At 68.4% G+C, this 18,690-nt stretch carries 14 protein-coding genes; 7 read left to right on the forward strand and 7 right to left on the reverse strand.

Annotation, left to right across the window (positions count from 1 at the left end):
- Positions 1–127: 127 nt before the first annotated feature.
- Entirely contained in the window at positions 128–286 is a 159-nt protein-coding gene (locus ACWDNU_RS40385) for a hypothetical protein (protein ID WP_354740076.1), read from the reverse strand.
- A 222-nt stretch (positions 287–508) separates the two neighbouring features.
- On the opposite strand from ACWDNU_RS40385, the gene typA reads away from it, so the two are divergent.
- Together typA and ACWDNU_RS40395 are read left to right on the forward strand one after the other, a co-directional pair.
- On the forward strand, positions 509–2,437 hold the full coding sequence (gene typA, locus ACWDNU_RS40390) for a translational GTPase TypA (protein ID WP_370934278.1): 1,929 nt from the start codon (positions 509–511) through the stop codon (positions 2,435–2,437).
- Between the two features lie 242 nt (positions 2,438–2,679).
- Positions 2,680–4,383 (forward strand): ABC transporter family substrate-binding protein, encoded by a 1,704-nt coding sequence (locus tag ACWDNU_RS40395; RefSeq protein WP_449672740.1) that lies wholly within the window; start codon positions 2,680–2,682, stop codon positions 4,381–4,383.
- A 388-nt stretch (positions 4,384–4,771) separates the two neighbouring features.
- Here ACWDNU_RS40395 and ACWDNU_RS40400 read toward each other — a convergent pair whose 3' ends face one another.
- From ACWDNU_RS40400 to ACWDNU_RS40420, 5 genes are all read right to left on the reverse strand, one after another.
- Positions 4,772–5,803 carry an ABC transporter ATP-binding protein gene (locus tag ACWDNU_RS40400; RefSeq protein WP_370934280.1) on the reverse strand — a complete coding sequence of 344 codons (1,032 nt, stop codon included), beginning with the start codon at positions 5,801–5,803 and terminating at the stop codon, positions 4,772–4,774.
- On the reverse strand, positions 5,800–6,897 hold the full coding sequence (locus ACWDNU_RS40405) for an ABC transporter ATP-binding protein (RefSeq protein WP_449672736.1): 1,098 nt from the start codon (positions 6,895–6,897) through the stop codon (positions 5,800–5,802). Before ACWDNU_RS40405 ends, ACWDNU_RS40400 begins: the two co-directional genes overlap by 4 nt.
- Positions 6,894–7,853 carry an ABC transporter permease gene (locus ACWDNU_RS40410; RefSeq protein ID WP_370934282.1) on the reverse strand — a complete coding sequence of 320 codons (960 nt, stop codon included), beginning with the start codon at positions 7,851–7,853 and terminating at the stop codon, positions 6,894–6,896. The genes ACWDNU_RS40405 and ACWDNU_RS40410 overlap by 4 nt, the downstream gene beginning before the upstream one ends.
- Entirely contained in the window at positions 7,846–8,826 is a 981-nt protein-coding gene (locus ACWDNU_RS40415) for an ABC transporter permease (RefSeq protein ID WP_370934283.1), read from the reverse strand. Before ACWDNU_RS40415 ends, ACWDNU_RS40410 begins: the two co-directional genes overlap by 8 nt.
- A gap of 188 nt (positions 8,827–9,014) precedes the next feature.
- A complete protein-coding gene (locus ACWDNU_RS40420; RefSeq protein ID WP_370934284.1) occupies positions 9,015–10,757 on the reverse strand; it encodes an ABC transporter family substrate-binding protein in 1,743 nt (580 codons plus the stop codon).
- Positions 10,758–11,413: 656 nt separating this feature from the next.
- On the opposite strand from ACWDNU_RS40420, the gene mshB reads away from it, so the two are divergent.
- Genes mshB through ACWDNU_RS40435 form a run of 3 tightly spaced genes read left to right on the forward strand, consistent with a single transcriptional unit; the run spans position 11,414 to position 13,432 of the window.
- Positions 11,414–12,241 (forward strand): N-acetyl-1-D-myo-inositol-2-amino-2-deoxy-alpha-D-glucopyranoside deacetylase, encoded by an 828-nt coding sequence (gene mshB / locus ACWDNU_RS40425; RefSeq protein ID WP_449672737.1) that lies wholly within the window; start codon positions 11,414–11,416, stop codon positions 12,239–12,241.
- A gap of 44 nt (positions 12,242–12,285) precedes the next feature.
- Positions 12,286–12,648, forward strand: a complete 363-nt coding sequence (locus ACWDNU_RS40430) for a hypothetical protein (protein WP_354751031.1) — start codon at positions 12,286–12,288, stop codon at positions 12,646–12,648.
- Entirely contained in the window at positions 12,641–13,432 is a 792-nt protein-coding gene (locus ACWDNU_RS40435) for a hypothetical protein (protein WP_449672738.1), read from the forward strand. The genes ACWDNU_RS40430 and ACWDNU_RS40435 overlap by 8 nt, the downstream gene beginning before the upstream one ends.
- 4 nt (positions 13,433–13,436) lie before the next feature.
- Here ACWDNU_RS40435 and ACWDNU_RS40440 read toward each other — a convergent pair whose 3' ends face one another.
- Positions 13,437–14,195 carry a site-2 protease family protein gene (locus tag ACWDNU_RS40440; RefSeq protein WP_344286272.1) on the reverse strand — a complete coding sequence of 253 codons (759 nt, stop codon included), beginning with the start codon at positions 14,193–14,195 and terminating at the stop codon, positions 13,437–13,439.
- Positions 14,196–14,418: 223 nt separating this feature from the next.
- Between ACWDNU_RS40440 and ACWDNU_RS40445 the strand changes: the two genes are divergently transcribed.
- Together ACWDNU_RS40445 and ACWDNU_RS40450 are read left to right on the forward strand one after the other, a co-directional pair.
- Positions 14,419–14,742 (forward strand): WhiB family transcriptional regulator, encoded by a 324-nt coding sequence (locus ACWDNU_RS40445; RefSeq protein ID WP_037355639.1) that lies wholly within the window; start codon positions 14,419–14,421, stop codon positions 14,740–14,742.
- Positions 14,743–15,212: 470 nt separating this feature from the next.
- Positions 15,213–18,515: a glycosyltransferase gene (locus ACWDNU_RS40450; protein WP_449672739.1), complete on the forward strand. Its 3,303-nt coding sequence runs from the start codon at positions 15,213–15,215 to the stop codon at positions 18,513–18,515.
- The last annotated feature ends 175 nt before the right edge of the window (positions 18,516–18,690 follow it).

Raw genomic sequence — 18,690 nt, forward strand, 5'->3', positions numbered from 1 at the left:
ATCCGCACGTCGCCCAAGGCATCTTTCCCGCCTTGACAAGCACCCCCGAACCGTCAGGACACTCAAGCTTCGGGGTGGTGGCCCCACTCAAAGCGCAATGTCGCCGCCAGGCGACGAGCCGAAGGCCTCAAGCAGCCTTCTCCACCTGCTTCTTAGCCTTCTTCAAAGCCAAAACAGGACACTTCTTGCACCGATCCTTGGACCGGCAGCACTTCTTCTTGACCTTCCCGGCCTTCATCAGCTTCCGCACCACAGCCCGAGGATCATCCGCGTGCTTCTTCCCCACCGCGTACTCCTCAAACCGGCCGTCAAGACATCCACCAGGTTAGGTGAGCCTAACCGATCATAGGGCGTGGCGCTCCTCACACCAACCCAACAGGTATCCTGATTGAAGTCCGCGTGTGGCCAAAGCCGGTCAGCGAGAGCCGGTCGCAGTGTCCGGTGCCCGTCATCCCGATCCGCCGCGCGGTGCCACCCGCCTTTTTCTTCGAAGTTCAGGAGTCCTCGCGTGCCCGCAGCCAGCGCCACCGCGGTCGAAACCGGCCGCGCGTCCGGCAAGACCCGGCCCGACCTGCGCAACGTCGCGATCGTCGCCCACGTCGACCACGGCAAGACCACCCTGGTCGACGCCATGCTCCGCCAGTCCGGCGCCTTCGCCGAACGCGCCGAGCTGGTCGACCGCGTGATGGACTCCGGTGAGCTCGAGCGGGAAAAGGGCATCACCATTCTCGCGAAGAACACCTCCATCCACCGCCAGACCGCCGACGGCACGGTCACCATCAACGTGATCGACACCCCGGGCCACGCCGACTTCGGCGGCGAGGTCGAGCGCGGCCTTTCCATGGTCGACGGCGTCGTGCTGCTGGTCGACGCGAGCGAGGGCCCGCTCCCGCAGACCCGCTTCGTGCTGCGCAAGACGCTCGAGGCGAAGCTGCCGGTGATCCTGCTGGTCAACAAGGTCGACCGGCCGGACGCCCGAATCTCCGAGGTCGTCGAGGAGACTCACGACCTGCTGCTCGACCTGGCGGGCGACATCGAGGACGCCGACCTCGACGCGATCCTCGACCTGCCCGTCGTCTACGCCTCCGCGCGCGCCGGCAAGGCGTCGCTGGAGCAGCCCGAGGACGGCGGCCTTCCCGACAGCGAGAACCTCGACCCGCTGTTCGAGACCCTGCTCCAGCACGTCCCGGCCCCGGCGGCGGACCTGGACGCCCCGCTGCAGGCGCTCGTCACCAACCTCGACGCGTCGAACTTCCTCGGCCGCATCGCGCTGATCCGCATCCACGCCGGCAAGCTGCGCAAGGGCCAGACTGTGGCCTGGATGCGCGAGGACGGCACCGTCCAGAACGTCCGGATCTCGGAGCTGCTCGTCACCGAGGCGCTCACCCGCGTCCCGGCGTCCGAGGCCAGCGCCGGCGAACTGGTCGCGATCGCGGGCATCCCGGACATCACCATCGGCGACACCCTCGCCGACGCGGAGAACCCGGTCGCGCTGCCGCGGATCACCGTGGACGAGCCGGCCATCTCGATGACCATCGGCGTCAACACCTCGCCGCTGGCCGGGCGCAACGGCGGCGACAAGGTCACCGCGCGCCTGGTCAAGGCCCGCCTCGACCAGGAACTGATCGGCAACGTGTCGATCCGCGTCCTGCCGACCGAGCGCCCGGACACCTGGGAGGTGCAGGGCCGAGGCGAGCTGGCGCTGGCCATCCTGGTCGAGCAGATGCGCCGCGAGGGCTTCGAGCTGACCGTCGGCAAGCCGCAGGTGGTGCTGCGCACGATCGACGGCAAGCTGCACGAGCCGTTCGAGCGCCTGTACATCGACTCGCCCGAGGAGCACCTCGGCGCGATCACGCAGCTGCTCGCGTCCCGCAAGGGCCGCATGGAGGACATGAGCGGCAACGGCACCGGCCGGATCAAGCTGGTCTACGTGCTGCCCTCGCGCGGCCTCATCGGCTTCCGCACCGACTTCCTCACCGAAACCCGCGGCACCGGCATCGCGAACCACGTGTTCGAGGGCTACTTCCCGTGGGCGGGCGAGATCCGCACCCGGCACAGCGGCTCCTTGGTCGCCGACCGTTCGGGCCCGATCACCGCGTACGCGATGATCCAGCTCGCCGACCGCGGCACGTTCTTCGTGGAGCCCGGCGCGGAGGTGTACGAGGGCATGGTCGTGGGCGAGAACCCGCGGTTCGAGGACCTCGACATCAACATCACCAAGGAAAAGAAGCTCACCAACATGCGGCAGTCCTCGGCCGACGTGATGGAGACGCTGGCCCGCCCGCGCAAGCTCAGCCTCGAGGAGGCGCTGGAGTTCTGCGCGAGCGACGAATGCGTCGAGGTCGCGCCGGAGGTCGTGCGGGTCCGCAAGGTCACGCTCGACATCAACACTCGCGCCAAGGAGCGCTCGCGGGCCAAGAGCCGCGACAACAGCTGAACCTCGCGAAGGTGAAAAAGGGCGCCTCCCGTTCCGGGAGGCGCCCTTTCGCGTGAACCCCGGCAGCGGTTCGTGCGTCCACTCTTATGGCGGTATCCACTCCGATGTCACGGAGCGGCGGCCGATGTGGGAATCTCGATGCCGGCCCCCGCCCTGGCATGGCAGCATGACCGCTTCGACCACGGAGCGCGGCGGGAACTTTCAGGAGGACGAGCGTGCGATTCGGACGCCGGCTGGGGCCGGTGCTCGCGCTGGCGGGAGTACTGCTCGCCGCGTGTTCGAACACCCCGCCGCCCCCGGTGGTCACTTCGGCTCCGCCGTCGAGCACGACCAGCGCGGCGGCGCTGTCGCAGATCGTGGTCGGCGTGGACGACGTGGTCGGCGGCTACAACCCGCACAGCATCGCGGACGCGTCGACGATCACCACGGCGCTGTCGCAACTGCTGCTGCCCTCGGTGTTCCGCCAGTCCGACGACGGCGCGCGCACGCTCGACAAGACGCTGATGGTCTCGGCCGACGTCGTCTCGCAGGTGCCGTTCACGGTGAAGTACGTGATCCGCCCGGACGCCTCGTGGTCCGACGGGGCCCCGATCGCCACCGAGGACTTCATCTACCTCGCCAACGCGATGAAGACCAACCCCGGCGTGATCGATCCGGCGGGCTACCGGCTGATCTCGGACATCGAATCGCGTGACGGTGGCAAGGGCGTCGAGGTCACCTTCAGCAAGCCGTACCCGGCCTGGCAGACGCTGTTCGACAACCTGCTGCCGCAGCACCTGCTCAAAGACTCGCCGGGCGGCTGGACGAACGCGCTCGCGACGAGCTTCCCCGCGGTAGCCGGACCGTTCGCGATCAAGACGATCGACACCGCCCGCGGCGAAGCGACTCTCCAGCGCAACGACCGGTACTGGGAGAAGCCAGCCGCGGTCGACACTCTCATCCTGCGCCGCTCGGACGCGTCCGGCATCGCGACGGCACTGCGCAGCGGCAACGACCAGTTTTCCTTGACCCACACCGATTCCACCGGCCTGCAGCTGCTGAACGACCTGGGCTCGGCGGTCCAGTTGCACACAGTGCCGCGCCCGCTGACCGCGTCGGTGCTGCTGCGCCCGGTCAGCGCGACGCTGTCTGAACCCCAGGTGCGCGCAGGCATCGCCGCGTTGCTGGACCGCGGAAAGCTGATCTCCGCCGGGGCGAAGGGCGGCCCGTCCGCGACGCTGAAGGCGGACGCGCAGGTCCTGCCGCCCTCCGCGAAGGGCTACGCGGCAACCATCCCCGCGGGCCCGCCGTCGGCTCCGGACGCGACCAAGGCCGAGCAGTACTTCACCGCCGCCGGGTACAAGAAGGAAGCCGGCGTGTGGCGCAAGGGAAACAAGACGCTGTCGATCGTGCTCGCGTCGCCCGGGGAACAGGAACCGTACGCGTCGATCGCGAAGGAACTGGCGTCGGAATTGGTCGCGGGCGGCATCGAGGTCAACCAGATCAAACCGCAGCCGCGCGACCTGTACTCGTCGCTGCTGGCAATGCCGGTGGTGAACGGAAAACAGCAGGCGAGCCCGGATTCGAACAGCACCGTGGGCGTCGACATCGCCGTCGTGGGCCAGCCGGTGGGCGGCGACCCGGCGACAGTGCTGGCGTCCAACTACGGCTGCGCGCCCGAGCTGCCTCCCGCAGACAAGACCAAACCCGTGGTGCCAGCCAATCCCGCCGGACTGTGCGACCAGGGCTTGCAAGCGACGATCGACTCAGCACTGACCGGATCGGCGACAGTCACCGATTCGCTCAAGACGCTGGAATCGCAGCTGTGGGCCCAGAACGTCGCGATCCCGCTGTTCCAGGAAGCCGCGACTTTGGCTGTGGGCAAGGGAATCTCCGGCCTGACGCCGGGTCCGCCGATGCAAGGCCCGTTCGGCTCCGCGGTGAACTGGACTCGCGGCGCCACCTGATCCAGCCCCAATGTGGCATTGGGTGCATCCGACGCACCCAATGTGGCGTTCGGTGCGTCTGACGCACCCAACGCCACATTGGGGTTTTCTCGGTAGCGCGCGGGGTTCTCGCCCCGGGCCGACGGGCCTGGCGCGCGATGCCCGCGATGCCGAGGTACGTGAGGGGAACCCTGAGGGAATCAGATTCCCTCAGGGTTCCCCTCACGTACCTTTCGCGGGAACCGAGCCACGCAAGCCCGTCTCGCCAGGCGGTGCACCGCTGCAACGATCCCGCCACCACACCGCACCACTGAGAAACCCCGTTTGGGGCGCAAGCCTCGCTGAACCGGTCGGACCTGCGAAAAAGGGCCTCGCACGGTGAAGTGCGAGGCCCTTTCTCGTTGGTGCGTCAGATCAGCTGCAAGCTTTCCGCGAAGTGGCACGCCACCGGGTGCGCGTGCCCCCGGTCCACCAAAGCGGGCTCCTCCGTCTTGCACTTCTCGCGCCCGGCGTCGTCCAGCTGGTTGGCGAACTTCGGGCACCGAGTCCGGAACCGGCAGCCCGAAGGCGGGTTGGCCGGGCTGGGCACGTCACCGGTGATGACGATCCGCTGCCGGGTCCGCTCTTTGCGCGGGTCCGGCACCGGGATCGCCGAGATCAGCGCCTGGGTGTACGGATGCGCCGGAGTCTCGAACAGCTCCTCCGACGGCGCGGTCTCCACGATCTTGCCGAGGTACATCACCGCGATCCGGTCCGCCACGTGCCGCACCACCGAAAGGTCGTGCGAGACGAACAGGTACGACAGCCCGAGCTCCGCCTGCAGGTCCTTCAGCAGGTTGAGCACGCCGGCCTGGATCGAGACGTCCAGCGCGGACACCGGCTCGTCCAGCACCAGCACCTTCGGCTTCAGCGCGAGCGCGCGGGCGATGCCGATGCGCTGGCGCTGGCCGCCGGAGAACTCGTGCGGGAACCGGTTGCCGTGCTCGGGCCGCAGGCCGACGGTCTTCATCAGGTCGCGGACCTGTTGCTTGCCGCCGTTCTCGTACAGCCCGTGGATGCGCAGCGGTTCGGCGATGATCTCGTTCACCGGCAGCCGCGGGTCGACCGAGGCGTACGGGTCCTGGAACACGATCTGCATGCTGCGCCGCAGCCGCTGCAGTTCGCGCTTGCTCATCGTCGCGAGGTCTTTGCCCTCGTAGGTCACCTTGCCGCCGGTGAGCGGCTGCAGCGCCAGCGCGATCCGGGCCGTGGTCGACTTGCCGCAGCCGGATTCGCCGACCAGCGCGAGCGTTTCGTGCGGGTAGATGTCGAACGACACGTCCGACACCGCCTGCACCGCGCCCGAGACGCGGCGGATCAGGCCGCCGCCGCGGATCGGGAAGTGCTTCACCAGGTTCTGCGCGGAGAGGACGGGCTCCCGCGCCGTCGTGGCCTCGCTCATCGGTTCGTCTCCGTGTCGGTCGCGGCGGCGTCCACGGCGACCGGGACGGCTGCCGCGTCGGCCGAGGTGGCGCTGAACAGCTCGGCCGGGTCCTTCCCGACGACCTGCTCGGTGAAGTGACAGGCCGCGTGCTGGCCGTTCGGACCCGCGACGAGTTCGGGTTCCTCCTCGTCGCAGATCGGCTGGGACAGCGGGCAGCGCGGGCTGAACGGGCAGCCCGGCGGCATGTTCTGCGTGGCGGGCGGCGAACCGGTGATCGGCGTGAGCCGTTCGGTCTTCACGTCCAGCCGCGGCAGGCTGCCGAGCAGGCCCAGCGTGTACGGCATCCGCGGGTTGTAGAAGATGTCGTCGACTGTGCCGGACTCGACGACCTTGCCCGCGTACATCACGTGCACCCGGTCCGCCTGGCCGGCGATCACGCCGAGGTCGTGCGTGATCAGCACCATCGCCGCGCCGGTTTCCTTCTGCGCGGCCTGCAGCGCCTCGAGGATCTGCGCCTGCACCGTCACGTCGAGCGCGGTGGTCGGCTCGTCCGCGATGATCACGTCCGGGTTGTTGGCCATCGCGATCGCGATCACGACGCGCTGGCGCATGCCGCCGGACAGCTGGTGCGGGTACTCGTCCGCGCGCTGTTTCGGGTTCGGGATGCGGACCAGGTCGAGCAGTTCGATGGCCTGCTTCTTCGCGACGTCCTTGCGCACGTCGTGGTGCGCGGTGATCGCCTCGGCGATCTGGTCGCCCACGGTGTACACCGGGTTCAGCGACGTCATCGGGTCCTGGAAGACCATCGCGACGCCCTTGCCGCGGACCTTGTTCAGTTCCTTCTCGCTGCACTTCAGCAGGTCTTTCCCGCCGAACCGGATCGAGCCGGACACCTTCGCGGTCTTCGGCAGCAGGCCCATCACCGCGAGCGAGGTCACCGATTTTCCGGAGCCGGATTCGCCGACGATGCCGAGCACTTCGCCGCGGCGAAGCTGGTAGTTCACGCCGCGCACGGCGCTGACCACGCCCTCGCTGGTCGGGAACTGCACGGTCAGGTCCTCAACGACGAGGACGGGATCGCCGCCGCGTCCGTCGGAGACGTTCTGGGTCATGCGCGCACCTTCGTCTGCTGGGGGTCGAACGCGTCCCGCAGGCCGTCCCCGATGAAGTTGATCGTCAGTGCGATCAGGATGATGAAAATGCCCGGGAAGTAGAACAGCCACGGCCGCGTGTCGATCGCGGTCTGCGCGCTGCTCACCAGGAGGCCGAGCGAGGTGTCCGGCGGCTGCACGCCGAAGCCGAGGAACGACAGCGCCGTCTCGAGCAGGATGGCGATCGACACGAGGATCGTCAGGTTGACGATGATCGCGCCGAGCGCGTTGGGCACCAGGTGCCGGAAGATGATCCGGCTGTCGCTCGCGCCGAGCGCCTTCGACGCCTCGACGAACTCCTTCTCGCGCAAGGAAAGCACGACGCCGCGGGCCACCCGGGACACGTACGCCCAGTAAAGGCCGCCGATGACGACTGCGATCAGCCACCACGTGCCGCCGGACTGGTGGCCGAGCACCGCGGCGACCGCGAGCAGCGGGAGGGTGAGCACGAGGTCGGCGATGCGCATCAGGACCGTGTCGAGCCAGCCGCGGTAATACCCGGCGACCGAGCCCCACACGGTGCCCACGACGGTCGCGAAGATCGCGACGAGGATCGAGATCTGCAGCGAGATCTGCGTCCCGCGCATCACCTGCGCGAGGGTGTCGTGGCCGACCGCGTCGGTGCCGAACGGGTGGTCGCCCGAGGGCGGGGCCGAGTTCTGGTCGGTGATGGCGCCCGCGTCGTACTTCCAGATCGCCGCGCCCACGTAGGCGAACAGGATGATCAGCACGAACACGACGAGGCTGATCATCGCGAGCCGGTGCTGCAGGAAGCGCCGGAAGACCAGCTGCGCCTGGCTGCGTTCCTTGACCGTGAACTCGCGTTCCGGCGCGCCCTGCGGGGTCTGCGGGTCGGCCGGAGCGAACCGAGAGCTGCCCAGCGTGGTGGGCGGGGTTTCGAATGCGTCGTCAGGCATAGCGGATCCTCGGGTCGAGCAGGCCGTAGAGCAGATCGGCGACCAAGTTGAGCAGGATGATGAACGTGGCCGCGATGAGAAGCCAGGCCTCCACCGCGTACACGTCGCTTCGCTTGATCGCGTCCAGCAGGAAAGCGCCCGCGCCCTGCCATTGGAACACGGTCTCGGTCACCACGGCGCCGCCGAGGATCGAGCCGATGTCGAGTGCGGTCACCGTGGTCAGCGGGATCAGCGCGTTGCGCAGCGCGTGCTTGCGCGTCACCGTCCAGCGCGGCAGGCCCTTGGCCCTCGCGAGACGGACGTAATCGCTGTTGAGCACCTCGAGCATCGAAGCGCGCTGGTACCGGCTCCAGGCCGCGTAGCTGGTCAGCGCGAGCGAGATCGTCGGCAGGATCAGGTGGCCGAGGACGTCGCCGAACTGGGTCCAGAACCCGCCCGCGGCGACCACCGAAGAAGAGCCGATGGTGTAGAAGACCTGGTCGCCGACCGTCGTGTTGATCGAGATCCCGACCTGCTTCAGCACCAGCGCGAACCAGAACGACGGCATCGACAGGAAGAGGAAGCCGAAGAAGGTCGCGGTGTAGTCGAACTTCGAATACTGCCGCGACGCGCTGATCACGCCGATCAGCACGGCGAGGATCAGCGCCACCACCATGGCGAGCACGATCAGCCGCAGCGTCACGCCGAAGCGGCCGAACACCTCGCTGCCGATGTTCATGGTGGACTGGACCGAGGGGCCGAAATCACCGTGGAGGATGCCGGTGATCCAGTGCCAGTACCGCTCGAGAATCGGCTGGTCGAGATGCAGCCGGATGCGTTCGAGCTCGATGGTGCGAGGGGGCGGCGGCGGGTTTCTCGCGATCAGCGGGGTCAACGGGTTGGCCGAAAGCGACACCATCACGAAGACGACGAACGTCGACACGATGAGGATCGGCACCGAGACGAAAAGCCGGCGCAGTGCGAAGGCAAGCATGGAGGTCTTCCTGCTCTGGACGGTGTTCTGCCGGCGCCCGCCGCTCGTGGTGGCAGGGCCTTGGCGACGTAACGGGGCAATCGTGGTGTTCGGGAACTAAAAGGGCATTCGTTCGCGGATACGGTGAAGGGCCGGCAGCTTCGGCCGGCCCTTCACCGGGTGTCCCGCGGGAATCTACCGGTCGTTGATCACTTCCGGATGCCCCACTCCGACATGTTGTACACCGGAGCGTCGAGCGTCGAGTTGTTGCGGATGTTCGCGATCTTGTCCGAGGACGCGATGAAGGTCGGCTTCTGGTACAGCGGAAGCACGTACGCGTCGTTGGTCATGATCTGGTCGGCCTGGTTGAGCAGGTCCGCCGCCTTGGTCTGGTCGGGCTCGGCGCTGGCCTGGTCCATCAGGTCGTCGACCTGCTTGCTGGTGTACTTGCCGTAGTTGCTGCCCTGTCCGGTGCCCCACAGCTGCTTCGCGCCGCCGATCGCGAACGGCGAGGAGACCCACGCGAACACGATGACGTCGTAGTCGCCGCTGGTGGTGGTCTGGCCGAGGTCGTCGGTGGACTGGACCTTCACCTTGACGCCCAGCTGAGCCGCGGTCTGCGCGAACAGCTCGCACTCGTTCTGGCGGATCTGGTTGCCGACGGTGTAGCGGATGCGCAGCTCGGGGATCGCCTTGCCGCTCGGGTCCGACAGCTGGTTGTTGTTCAGCTTGTAGCCGGCGTCGGTCAGCATCTTCTTGGCCTTCTCGACGTCACCGGAACCCTGACCGGTCGAGCTCACCACGTCCTTGTAGCCCTCCTGCTGGGGCATGAAGTTGTGGTTGTTCAGCGGCTCGACCTTGTTGGTGAACTGGCCGACGGTCTTGGCGATCATGTCCTTGCGGTTGATCGCGGTGTAGAGGGCCTGGCGCAGCGTCTTGTCGCCGAGCGCCGGGCTCTTCAGGTTGAAGTCGAAGTGCTCCCAGGTCAGGCCGAGGCCGATGTAGGAGGAGATGTTCGGCATGTTCTTGACCTGGTTGATCAGGTCGACCTGCGGCTGCGGGTAGATGACCTGCACTTCGTTGTTCTGCAGTGCGGTCGGCTCCTGCGTCGCGTCGGTGATGATGCGGAAGATGACGCTGTTCAGCTTCGGCTTCTCGCCCCAGTACTTCTCGTTCGGGACCTCGGTGATCGACTGGTTGTTGACGAACTTCGAGATCTTCCACGGGCCGCCCGACCAGGTCGGGAGGGTCGTGCCGAACCACTTGTAGGACGACGCGAGGCCGGCCGGGGTGTTGGTGTCGCCGTGCTGCTTGGCCAGGTGCGCCGGGTACATCGCGCCCGCCGAGCCCCAGAGCTTCTTCCAGTCGGTGAACGGCTTCGCGAGGGTCGCGGTCACCGTCTTGCCGCCGTCCGAGCCGACGACCGAGGTGACCTGGTCGTAGCCGGAAGTGTCGGCCGGGGAGCAGTCCGGGCAGTCCTTGCCGTTCTGCACCTTCCAGTTGTAAATGAAGTCGTCCGCCGACAGCGGCGTGCCGTCCGACCAGACCGCCTTCGGGTTGATCTTGTAGACGATCGTCTTCGGGTCCTTCAGATCGGCGGACTCGACGAAGTCTTTGTTCAGGACCGGCTTGAGGTCAGGCGTCGCGTAGAAGGTGTAGGGCAGGATGCCCTTGGTGACCATGCCGGTTTCGAAGACGTTGCCCTCGGCCGAGGTCACGTTCCAGTTCGGCACGTTCTTCTCGATCGCGAAGGTGACGTCGCCGCCCTGCTGCAGCTGATCGGCCTGCGCCGAGTTGCAGGAATTCGGGTTCTTGTCGCAGTCGGCGAATGCCTGCCCGGTCTGAACCGCGCTGTTGCCGCCTCCGCCACCACCGCACGCGGAGAGCAGAAGGGCCGCGCCCGCGACGAACGCGCCGAGTTTGGCGGCGCGCGACCTAGTCGTCACTAACATTCATTCTCCTTGCTCGACGCCGTCGCGGGTTTGCGAGGCGGTTCTTCCTGACGCGCAAGCACCGATCGGTATCGCGTTGCTCACCGTAGCCGTGAAACTTAGGCATTGGACAGACGGCAAACCTATCGATCCGGACACTCTCAGTGAGATCGTTGCGGAACAGATATCTCGTGCCCCCTGGTTGCACCGTGGTTTCCGCACTTGATCGACTACGGTCAGTAGTTGATCACGGAAATCAGCGACCGGTTCGGGTGGCAGTTCGGTCCAGCGGGCCAACCGGCCCGGCGGACAATAACCGCCCCGTTCCGTGTGCGGTACCCCAGCTAATGGAGCAGTCACACGGCCGCGACGAACCCGAAGTGACAAGAAATTGGTCCGATCTCGTGAAGCGAAACAATGCGCCCGCCGCCGGGCCCGGGCAGGACTGCCCGAACGGCGACCGGTACTCGGTGGGTGTTCCGAGCATCTTGCGTCCTTGCCCGCGCATTCCGAACCGCGGAACGTTCCGCGGAAGGGAACGCCCACGGTCCGGGACGCTGATCCGGCTTAGTGGGATGCCGATGCATTTTCCCGTGCACACCGCGGATTCCATTCCGGAACGCCGCGCCGGGGGTCGGCCTCCCGGGTGCGGACGCGACGGTCACTAACCTGAGGGCGTGAAGCGGAAGCTGCTGCTGGTCCACGCGCACCCGGACGACGAAAGCATCGCCACCGGCGGGGTCATCGCGCGTTATGCGGCCGAGGGCGTCGAGGTGTGCGTCGTGACCTGCACGCTCGGCGAAGAGGGTGAAATCGTCCCGCCGCGGCTCGCGCGGCTCGTCGCGGCGGAGGCCGACCAGCTCGGCGGATACCGGTCCGGGGAGATGGCCGCCGCGGCTGCCGCACTCGGCCTCGCCCGGCACGAGTACCTCGGCGGCATCGGCCGGTGGCGCGATTCGGGCATGGCGGGCACGCCCGCCGCCGAGCATCCGCGGGCGTTCACCGGCGGTTCGGCGGTGGAGCAGACCACTCAGCTGCGCGAACTCATCGACGACTTCGCCCCGCAGGTGGTCGTCACCTATGACTCCTTCGGCGGCTACGGCCATCCCGACCACATCCGCGCGCACGAGATCACCATGGCAGCGGCTCCGGACGCCCCGTCGGTCGAGCGGGTCTTCCACGTGGTCCAGTCCGAGGCCGCGCTCACCGTCGGCCTGGCCGAACTGCGCGCCGACGGGACATCACCGTTCCGGGTGGCCGCCGACGGCGAGCTTCCGTCCACTCCGGACGGCAAGATCACCACCGTGGTCGACATCTCCGCGCACCGGCAGGCGAAGCTGGCGGCACTGCGCGCGCACGAAACCCAGCTGACTGTGGTCGACGGTCCGGTCGCGCACTTCGCGCTCACCAACAGCATCGCGCAGCCGATCCCGTCCGCCGAATACTTCGTGCTCGCCCACGGTGACTCCCGCGGCGCCGAGACCGATCTGTTCGGCGGGTGGTGACGGTGCCCGCTCCGCCCGCCCCGCTCACGCGCGACCAGTGGCTGATGCTGGTGCTGCTGGCGTTCGACGCGGTCGTGCTGGCGCTGCTCGAACTGTTCTTCCTCCCGCTGCGCCTCGGTCCGCTCGGCGAGGTGCCGATGCCGGTCACCGCGCTCGTCGGAGCGGTCACCACGCCGTGGCTCGTGCTGACCGCGGGGAAACTCGTCCGGCCCGGGCTGTCGTTCGTGCCGCTGCTGGTGTGGGTACTCGTGGTGTTCGGGGTCGGCCTGTTCGGTCCGGGCGGCGACGTGGTGCTCGTCCAGGACTGGCGCGCGCTGCTTTTGCTCGGCGCGAGCGCGCTGCCCGCCGCACTGGTCCTCGGCGGCGGGCTGGGCCGGGCCGCGGCGAAGGGAGGTGCCCGTGTCTGAGGCCATTTCGGACCGCCAGGTCGTCGCGATTCTGCGCCCGTTCGTGCGCGCTTGCGCTCCGGTGATCGACGCGTTGCGCGAGGCCGACCCGTTTGGAATGCAGGCGCGCGCCCGCCGCGGCGAGGGTGAATTCGCCGACGCCGGGCTCAAGAAGAAAATGCTCCGCGCGCTGACGACGGTGAAGCTGCCCGGCACCGCGGGGTGGGCGGCGATGGACATCGACCAGCGCGCGAGCTGGTGGGTCAACCGCGTCGGACGGCTCACCTCATTGCTGACGTCGATCCCCGGTCTCGGCGGCGCGCTCGCCGACCGGCTGCCGGTGCAGGACACCCTCGGCGCGGCGTCGCAGGGGCTGGTGCTGTGCGCGATCGCGGGAGAGTACGGCGTGACCGACGTCGGCAGCCGCGTCCGGCTGATCGCCTCGGTGCTGTTCGAACGCGACATCGACGCCGACCTCGCGGCGGGAGCCAGCCACGACAAGTCCGCTCAGTCCGCAGAGGACAGTGAGACCGCGCGGCTCACCGAGGAACTCGACGAATCCCATCGCAAACACGGCAAGGTGACCGCGAAAGCCGTCGCCAGCACGCTCTGGCACCTCGGCAAGTCGCTGTGGGGGATCACCGGCGAACTCGAGAAGCGCCCGCGCGGCCGGTGGATCCACCGGGCACTCGGGATGCTGCCGGTGGTCGGCGCGGCGGGCGACTACCTCGGCGAGCGCTCCGGACTGAAAAAGGTCTGGAAGCGCGCGCACGCGTGGCTCATGGCCCACCGGCAGTGGGCCTGAGCCCTTACCGCCAGAACAGGAACGCGCTCTGCCCGATGAAGGCCGCGGACGCGTTGCCGCCGAGCGGCGCGTAGATGTGCCCGGCGATCGTCCAGAGCAGATCCGACACCGGCCGGAAAAGGAAGAACAGCGCGAACAGCACCAGCGGAGCCCACGGCCGCACCCGCGCGCCGAACGCCCGCGCCTGCGGCGAGAGGTACGGCTCGAGCGCGCCCCAGCCGTCGAGCCCCGGCACCGGCAGGATGTTGATCAGGAACGTCATCATCTGCAGCAGCGCGAGGTACGACATCGCGTAGAAGAGGCCCGCCGCCATCGGGATCAGCATCGTCGCCAGGCACAGCGCGGCTCCGCAGGCGAGGTTGCTGAGCGGGCCGGCCAGCGAGGTCCACGACGCGGTCGCGCGGTTGCGCAGCGCGCCGCGGTTGATCCACACCGCGCCGCCGGGCAGCGGGATGCCGCCGATCAGCAAGAAGATCAGCGGCAGCACGAAGGACAGGACGGGGTCGGCGTAGCGCCGGACGTCCAGCGAGAGGTACCCCTTGTGAGCGATCTCGTGATCACCGCCGCGGAAGGCGACGAAGGCGTGCCCGAACTCGTGGAGCGTCAGCGACGTCATCCAGCCGCCCGCGACGAGGAGCACGACGCCCGCGATGAACATCGGGTCGCGGGAACCGAGAAGAGTCGTGGAATCACCGTATGCAGCCAGGAAACCACCGGCGACGGCGACGGCGAGGATGCCGAGGAAGATCGGGCTCGGACGCACTGCTGATCTCTGCACCCCACCAGTCTTCCGTATGCCCGGTGTGAAGTCTTCGGCGTGTCCCCTTGCGCACCCGGGCACAGAGATCCCCCGAACTCGCTACTCGGCTTGACCTGGCCGACCTACACAGGTGTAATCACAGTGATGTCATTCGCTGTCGGAGGGGGCAGCGGGTGTCGTTTCACCACCGCCAGCCTGGGGAGTGCGTAGGAGCGAGGAGGCGGACGTGCGGTTGGAAGCGGACAACAGGGAATGGGGGCACGTCGTGGGTTGGGGAGAGAACCCGGAGCAGCAGCTCGGGGATCTGACCGACCTTTTCGACGTCCCCGAGGAGCAGGACTGGCAGGAGCGCGCCCTGTGCGCGCAGACCGACCCGGAGGCGTTCTTCCCCGAGAAGGGCGGCTCGACCCGCGAGGCCAAGCGGATTTGCCTTGGCTGCGAGGTCAAGGACGACTGTCTCGAGTATGCGCTGGCGCACGACGAGCGCTTCGGCATCTGGGGCGGACTGTCCGAACGGGAACGTCGCAAGCTGAAGAAACGGGCTGTCTAAACGGGTTTCGGTTCCCCCGGTCCACGCGGACCGGGGGTGCGCCCCGCCGCCGTCGTGGCGGCGAGCCAGTGGTGCGGCCGGTGCGACGCGGCGGGGAGGGGAGCCCCCGCCCGGGTGTCGCCGGGCACATTCGACGGATTCGCGCGGCCTTTCCCGCGACGGGCGTGCGGGCAGAATTGCCGTCGCGGCGGCCGGAAATTCCGGTGCTGTGCCGTGGTTCTCTTTGTGATCTTCGTCTTCCGCTCCCGAGATCCCCGGTGTGCCGCGGATCTCTCGCCTGGAACGGGCGCGGCGGGTCTTCACTTGAGTGCGGGTTCGGTCCGCGCTGAATTTCTTGTGTGCTCGTCCCGTCGACGGTGGTTGGTCCACGCGGTGGGATCCGCCGGACGTGCGGCGTGGGCCGGTGCCCGGGCTTCGGCGCAGGCCGTAGGGTGACCGCACCTATCGTCCCGTCCGAGCAGGAGCCGTTCTTGCCTCGCACCGTCGTTCCGCCCGCTGTGCGGACGTTGCCCGTTCTGGCCATTGTGGTCTGTCACGACGGCGAAGAATGGCTGCCGCTGGCGCTTTCCGCGTTGCGGCGCAGCACAGTCCGTCCGCGGCACGTGCTCGCCGTGGACACCGGATCAACCGACCGTACCCCGAAACTGCTCGCCGACGCAGCGCAGCCGGGCGCGGCCGCCGAGGAACCCGTGCTGTCCGGAGTTGTCACTCTGACGAGTGAAACCGGGTTCGCGGAAGCGGTCGCCGCGGCCGTCGCGCACGCGGTGGAACGGTGGGGCGACCCGGGAACGTGGCTGTGGGTGCTGCACGACGACTGCGCTCCCGAACCCGACTGTCTCGACCAGCTCGTCCGCGCCGCGGAGGAAAACCCGTCCGCGAAGGTGCTCGGCCCGCTCGGCACCGACTGGACCGATCCGCGGCTGATCGTCGAGGCCGGGCTGTCCACCGACGCCTCCGGGCACCGGCAGCAGATGGCCGCGCCGGACGGCGAACCCACCGAGGTCCTCGCCGTCCCGAGTGCCGGATCGTTGGTGCAGCGGGAACTCTGGGACGCCCTCGACGGCTACGACGAGGACTTCCCGTTGCTGCGCGAGGATCTCGACTTCGGCTGGCGCGCCAACGCGGCCGGTTCGCTCGTGCTCTCGGTGCCCTCGGCGCGCGTCCGGCACGCTCGCGCGCTGTCCACCGGGCAACGCACCCCGGACGCCGCCGGCCGTCCGCTCGCCGCACTCAACCGTGCGCACGGTCTGCGCGTCTTTCTGGTCAACTGCTCGACCCCGTCGTTCTGGTTCGGGCTCGTCCGGCTGCCGATCATGCTGGTGCTGCGCGCGTTCGTGTTCTTCGTGCTGCGGCGCACCACCGAAGCCGGCGCGGAACTGGCCGCGCTCGGATACCTGTGCGGGGGCAAGGGAAATCTCCGTGCGGCCCGTGCGCAGCGGCGCGACCAGCCTCGGCCGGGGACGGTCCGCGGGCTCTTCACGAGCCGGATCACGCGGCTGCGCAACGCAATCAGCGCCGGGGTGGTTGGACTTGTCCGGCGCGGGGTACAGAGTGATGTCGCCCTCGGGACGGTTCCGGAGAGCGTCGAGCAGGAGTCCGCGTGGATTCCGCCCGAGGCGCTCGCCGCGTCCGGCGCGCGTCCGGTCGGTCCGGACGCGTTGCCTGCTGGCGCGCTGCGCGGCCTGAGCACCCGGGGCCGCGGGCTGCGTCGGCCGGGCACGGTTGTCGCGGTCACGCTGCCGGAATCGCCGGTGTCCGAAGAGGACACTGAAGCGGTCGAGGAGACCGCGGCCCATCCGTCGCCTTCGCCTCGTCCGGAACCGGCCGCGCCGGAACCGGATCTGGTGTTCGTGGAGGTCAACCGGCGGCGCGTGCTCGCCGCGACCGTCTTCGCTCCGCCGGTGGTGCTGGTCGTTCTGCTCACCGCGTTGGCTTTGGTGCTCAATCGCGGACGGCTCGGGCTCGACCTGTGGGGCGGGCAGCTGCTGCCGGTCGGCGGGCTCGGCGAGATCTGGTCGACGTACCTGTCGCCGTGGCACTCGATCGCTGGCGGCACCGGTGCGCCCGCTCCCGCGACGCTGCCGGTGCTCGGGACAATCGGCGCGATCTTCGCTCCGATCGGCGGTCCGGCCGCGCTGGTGGCCATCCTGCTCATCGGTGACATCCCGCTTGCCGCCCTCAGCGCTTACGTCGCGACTCGCAAGCTCGCGGTGCGCCGTTGGGTTCGCGCTGCTGTTGCCGCGACGTACGCGTTGCTGCCTGCCGCTACCGCGTCGGTCGCGCAGGGGCGGCTCGATGTGGTTGTGGTGCATCTCGTGTTGCCGCTTGTGGTCGCGGGGATCGTTCGGCTGCTGACTCGGCCGGGTACGCGGTGGTTGCACGTCTCGGCGCTGTCGGCGTTCGGTGTCGCGTTGCTCGGGGCGTTTTCGCCGCTCGCGCATGGGCTCGCGCTGGTGGGGCTGCTGGTCGGGTTTGTGGTGCTGCCCGCGCCGTCCGGGCTGGCTCGGCGGGTGGCGTCGGTCGGGATCGTGGTGTTGTTGCCGCTCGTTCTGCTGCTGCCGTGGCCGACGGTGTTGCTGCGGCATCCGGAACTGTTGCTGCAGGGGCTTGGCGGTCCGGCTGCTCCTGCGTCGGCTACGGATCTTGCCGGGCTTACGCCTGGTGGGCCGGGGGCGTGGCCGATCGGCGTTGTCGTGTTGGCGGCGACGCTGGTTGCGTTGGTGGTTCGGCCGCGGAAGCAGGTTGTCGGCGGGCTGGCGCTTGCGGTGCTCGGGCTGGTCGGCGTGGTGTTGGTTCGGCAGGTGCAGTTGACGCCGATGCAGGGCGGGACGCCTGCGTCGGGGTATGCCGGGGTGCCGTTGCTCGTTGTCGGGGCGGGTTTGTTGTGGGCGGTGCTGGCTACTTGGCAGCGTGGTGGGCCGGCGATGCCTGCTGTTTGGCTGCCGAAGGTGTTGGCGGTGGCTGGGGTCGTGGTGGTCGCTGCGTTGGCCGTGGGGGCGGTCGCGACTGGGGGTGAGGGGCCGTTGACGGCGGCGGCGCGGCCGCAGCTGGCGCCTGAGGTGGCTGCCGATGTCGCGGCTACTGGGCGGGGTGTGCTGGACGTTTCTTCTGGGCAGGTTCGGCAGACCGGTGGACGGCTGGCGCTCTTTGGCGATGACGAGCTTGCGCCGGTCAAGGGGTCGCCGGAGCGGTTGGCTGAGTGGCGGCGTGGGCTGGGGCAGGGGGATGTCGCGGCGCTGAAGCGGGTGTTTGCGGCGGCTGCGGCTTCTGGGGTGCAGTACGTGGTGTTGCCGAGCGGGACGGATGCGCGGGCTTTTGCGGCTGCGGTTAGCGATTTTGCTGCGGTGGCTGCGCCTATGGCGGATGGGCGGCCGGTACTGCGGTTGTTGCCTAAGGCTGGCGAGGTGGCGTTGATTTCGCCGGAGTTGGCTAAGCAGGCGGTCACCGGTGGGGGTGCGCCGGGGACTAATCCTGGGATTTCGCCGGTGGCTGCGCGGTTGCCGGATGTTCGGGTTCGGGCTTCCGAGGGGCCTACTGGGCGGTTGCTCGTGCTGGCGGCTGAGCAGGAGGCTGGGTGGCAGGCCAGTGTCAATGGGAAGGCTGTGCCCATTGTGCCTGCTTGGGGGCATCAGGTTGCGGTGTCTGTGCCTGCTCAGTCTTCGGAGGTGTCGGTGATGTTTCCGGGGACTGAGCGGGGGTTGTTGCTGTTGGTGCAACTGGCTGCTGTGCTGTTTACCGCGTTGACGGCTATTCCGTCTCGGCGGCGGGGGTGAGTTGCTCGTCGCCTGGCGGCGACATTGCAGGCGGTGGTTGCGTGGGGCACCCCGAAGCTTGATTGTGCTGACGGTCTGGGGGTGCTTGTCAAGGCGGGAAAGATGCCTTGACAAGCACCCCCAGACCGCAGGGACGCTTCATATCGGGGTGCGGGGGAGGGGCTGGGTGCCTCGA

The sequence above is a fragment of the Amycolatopsis sp. NPDC003676 genome, assembly GCF_053587275.1.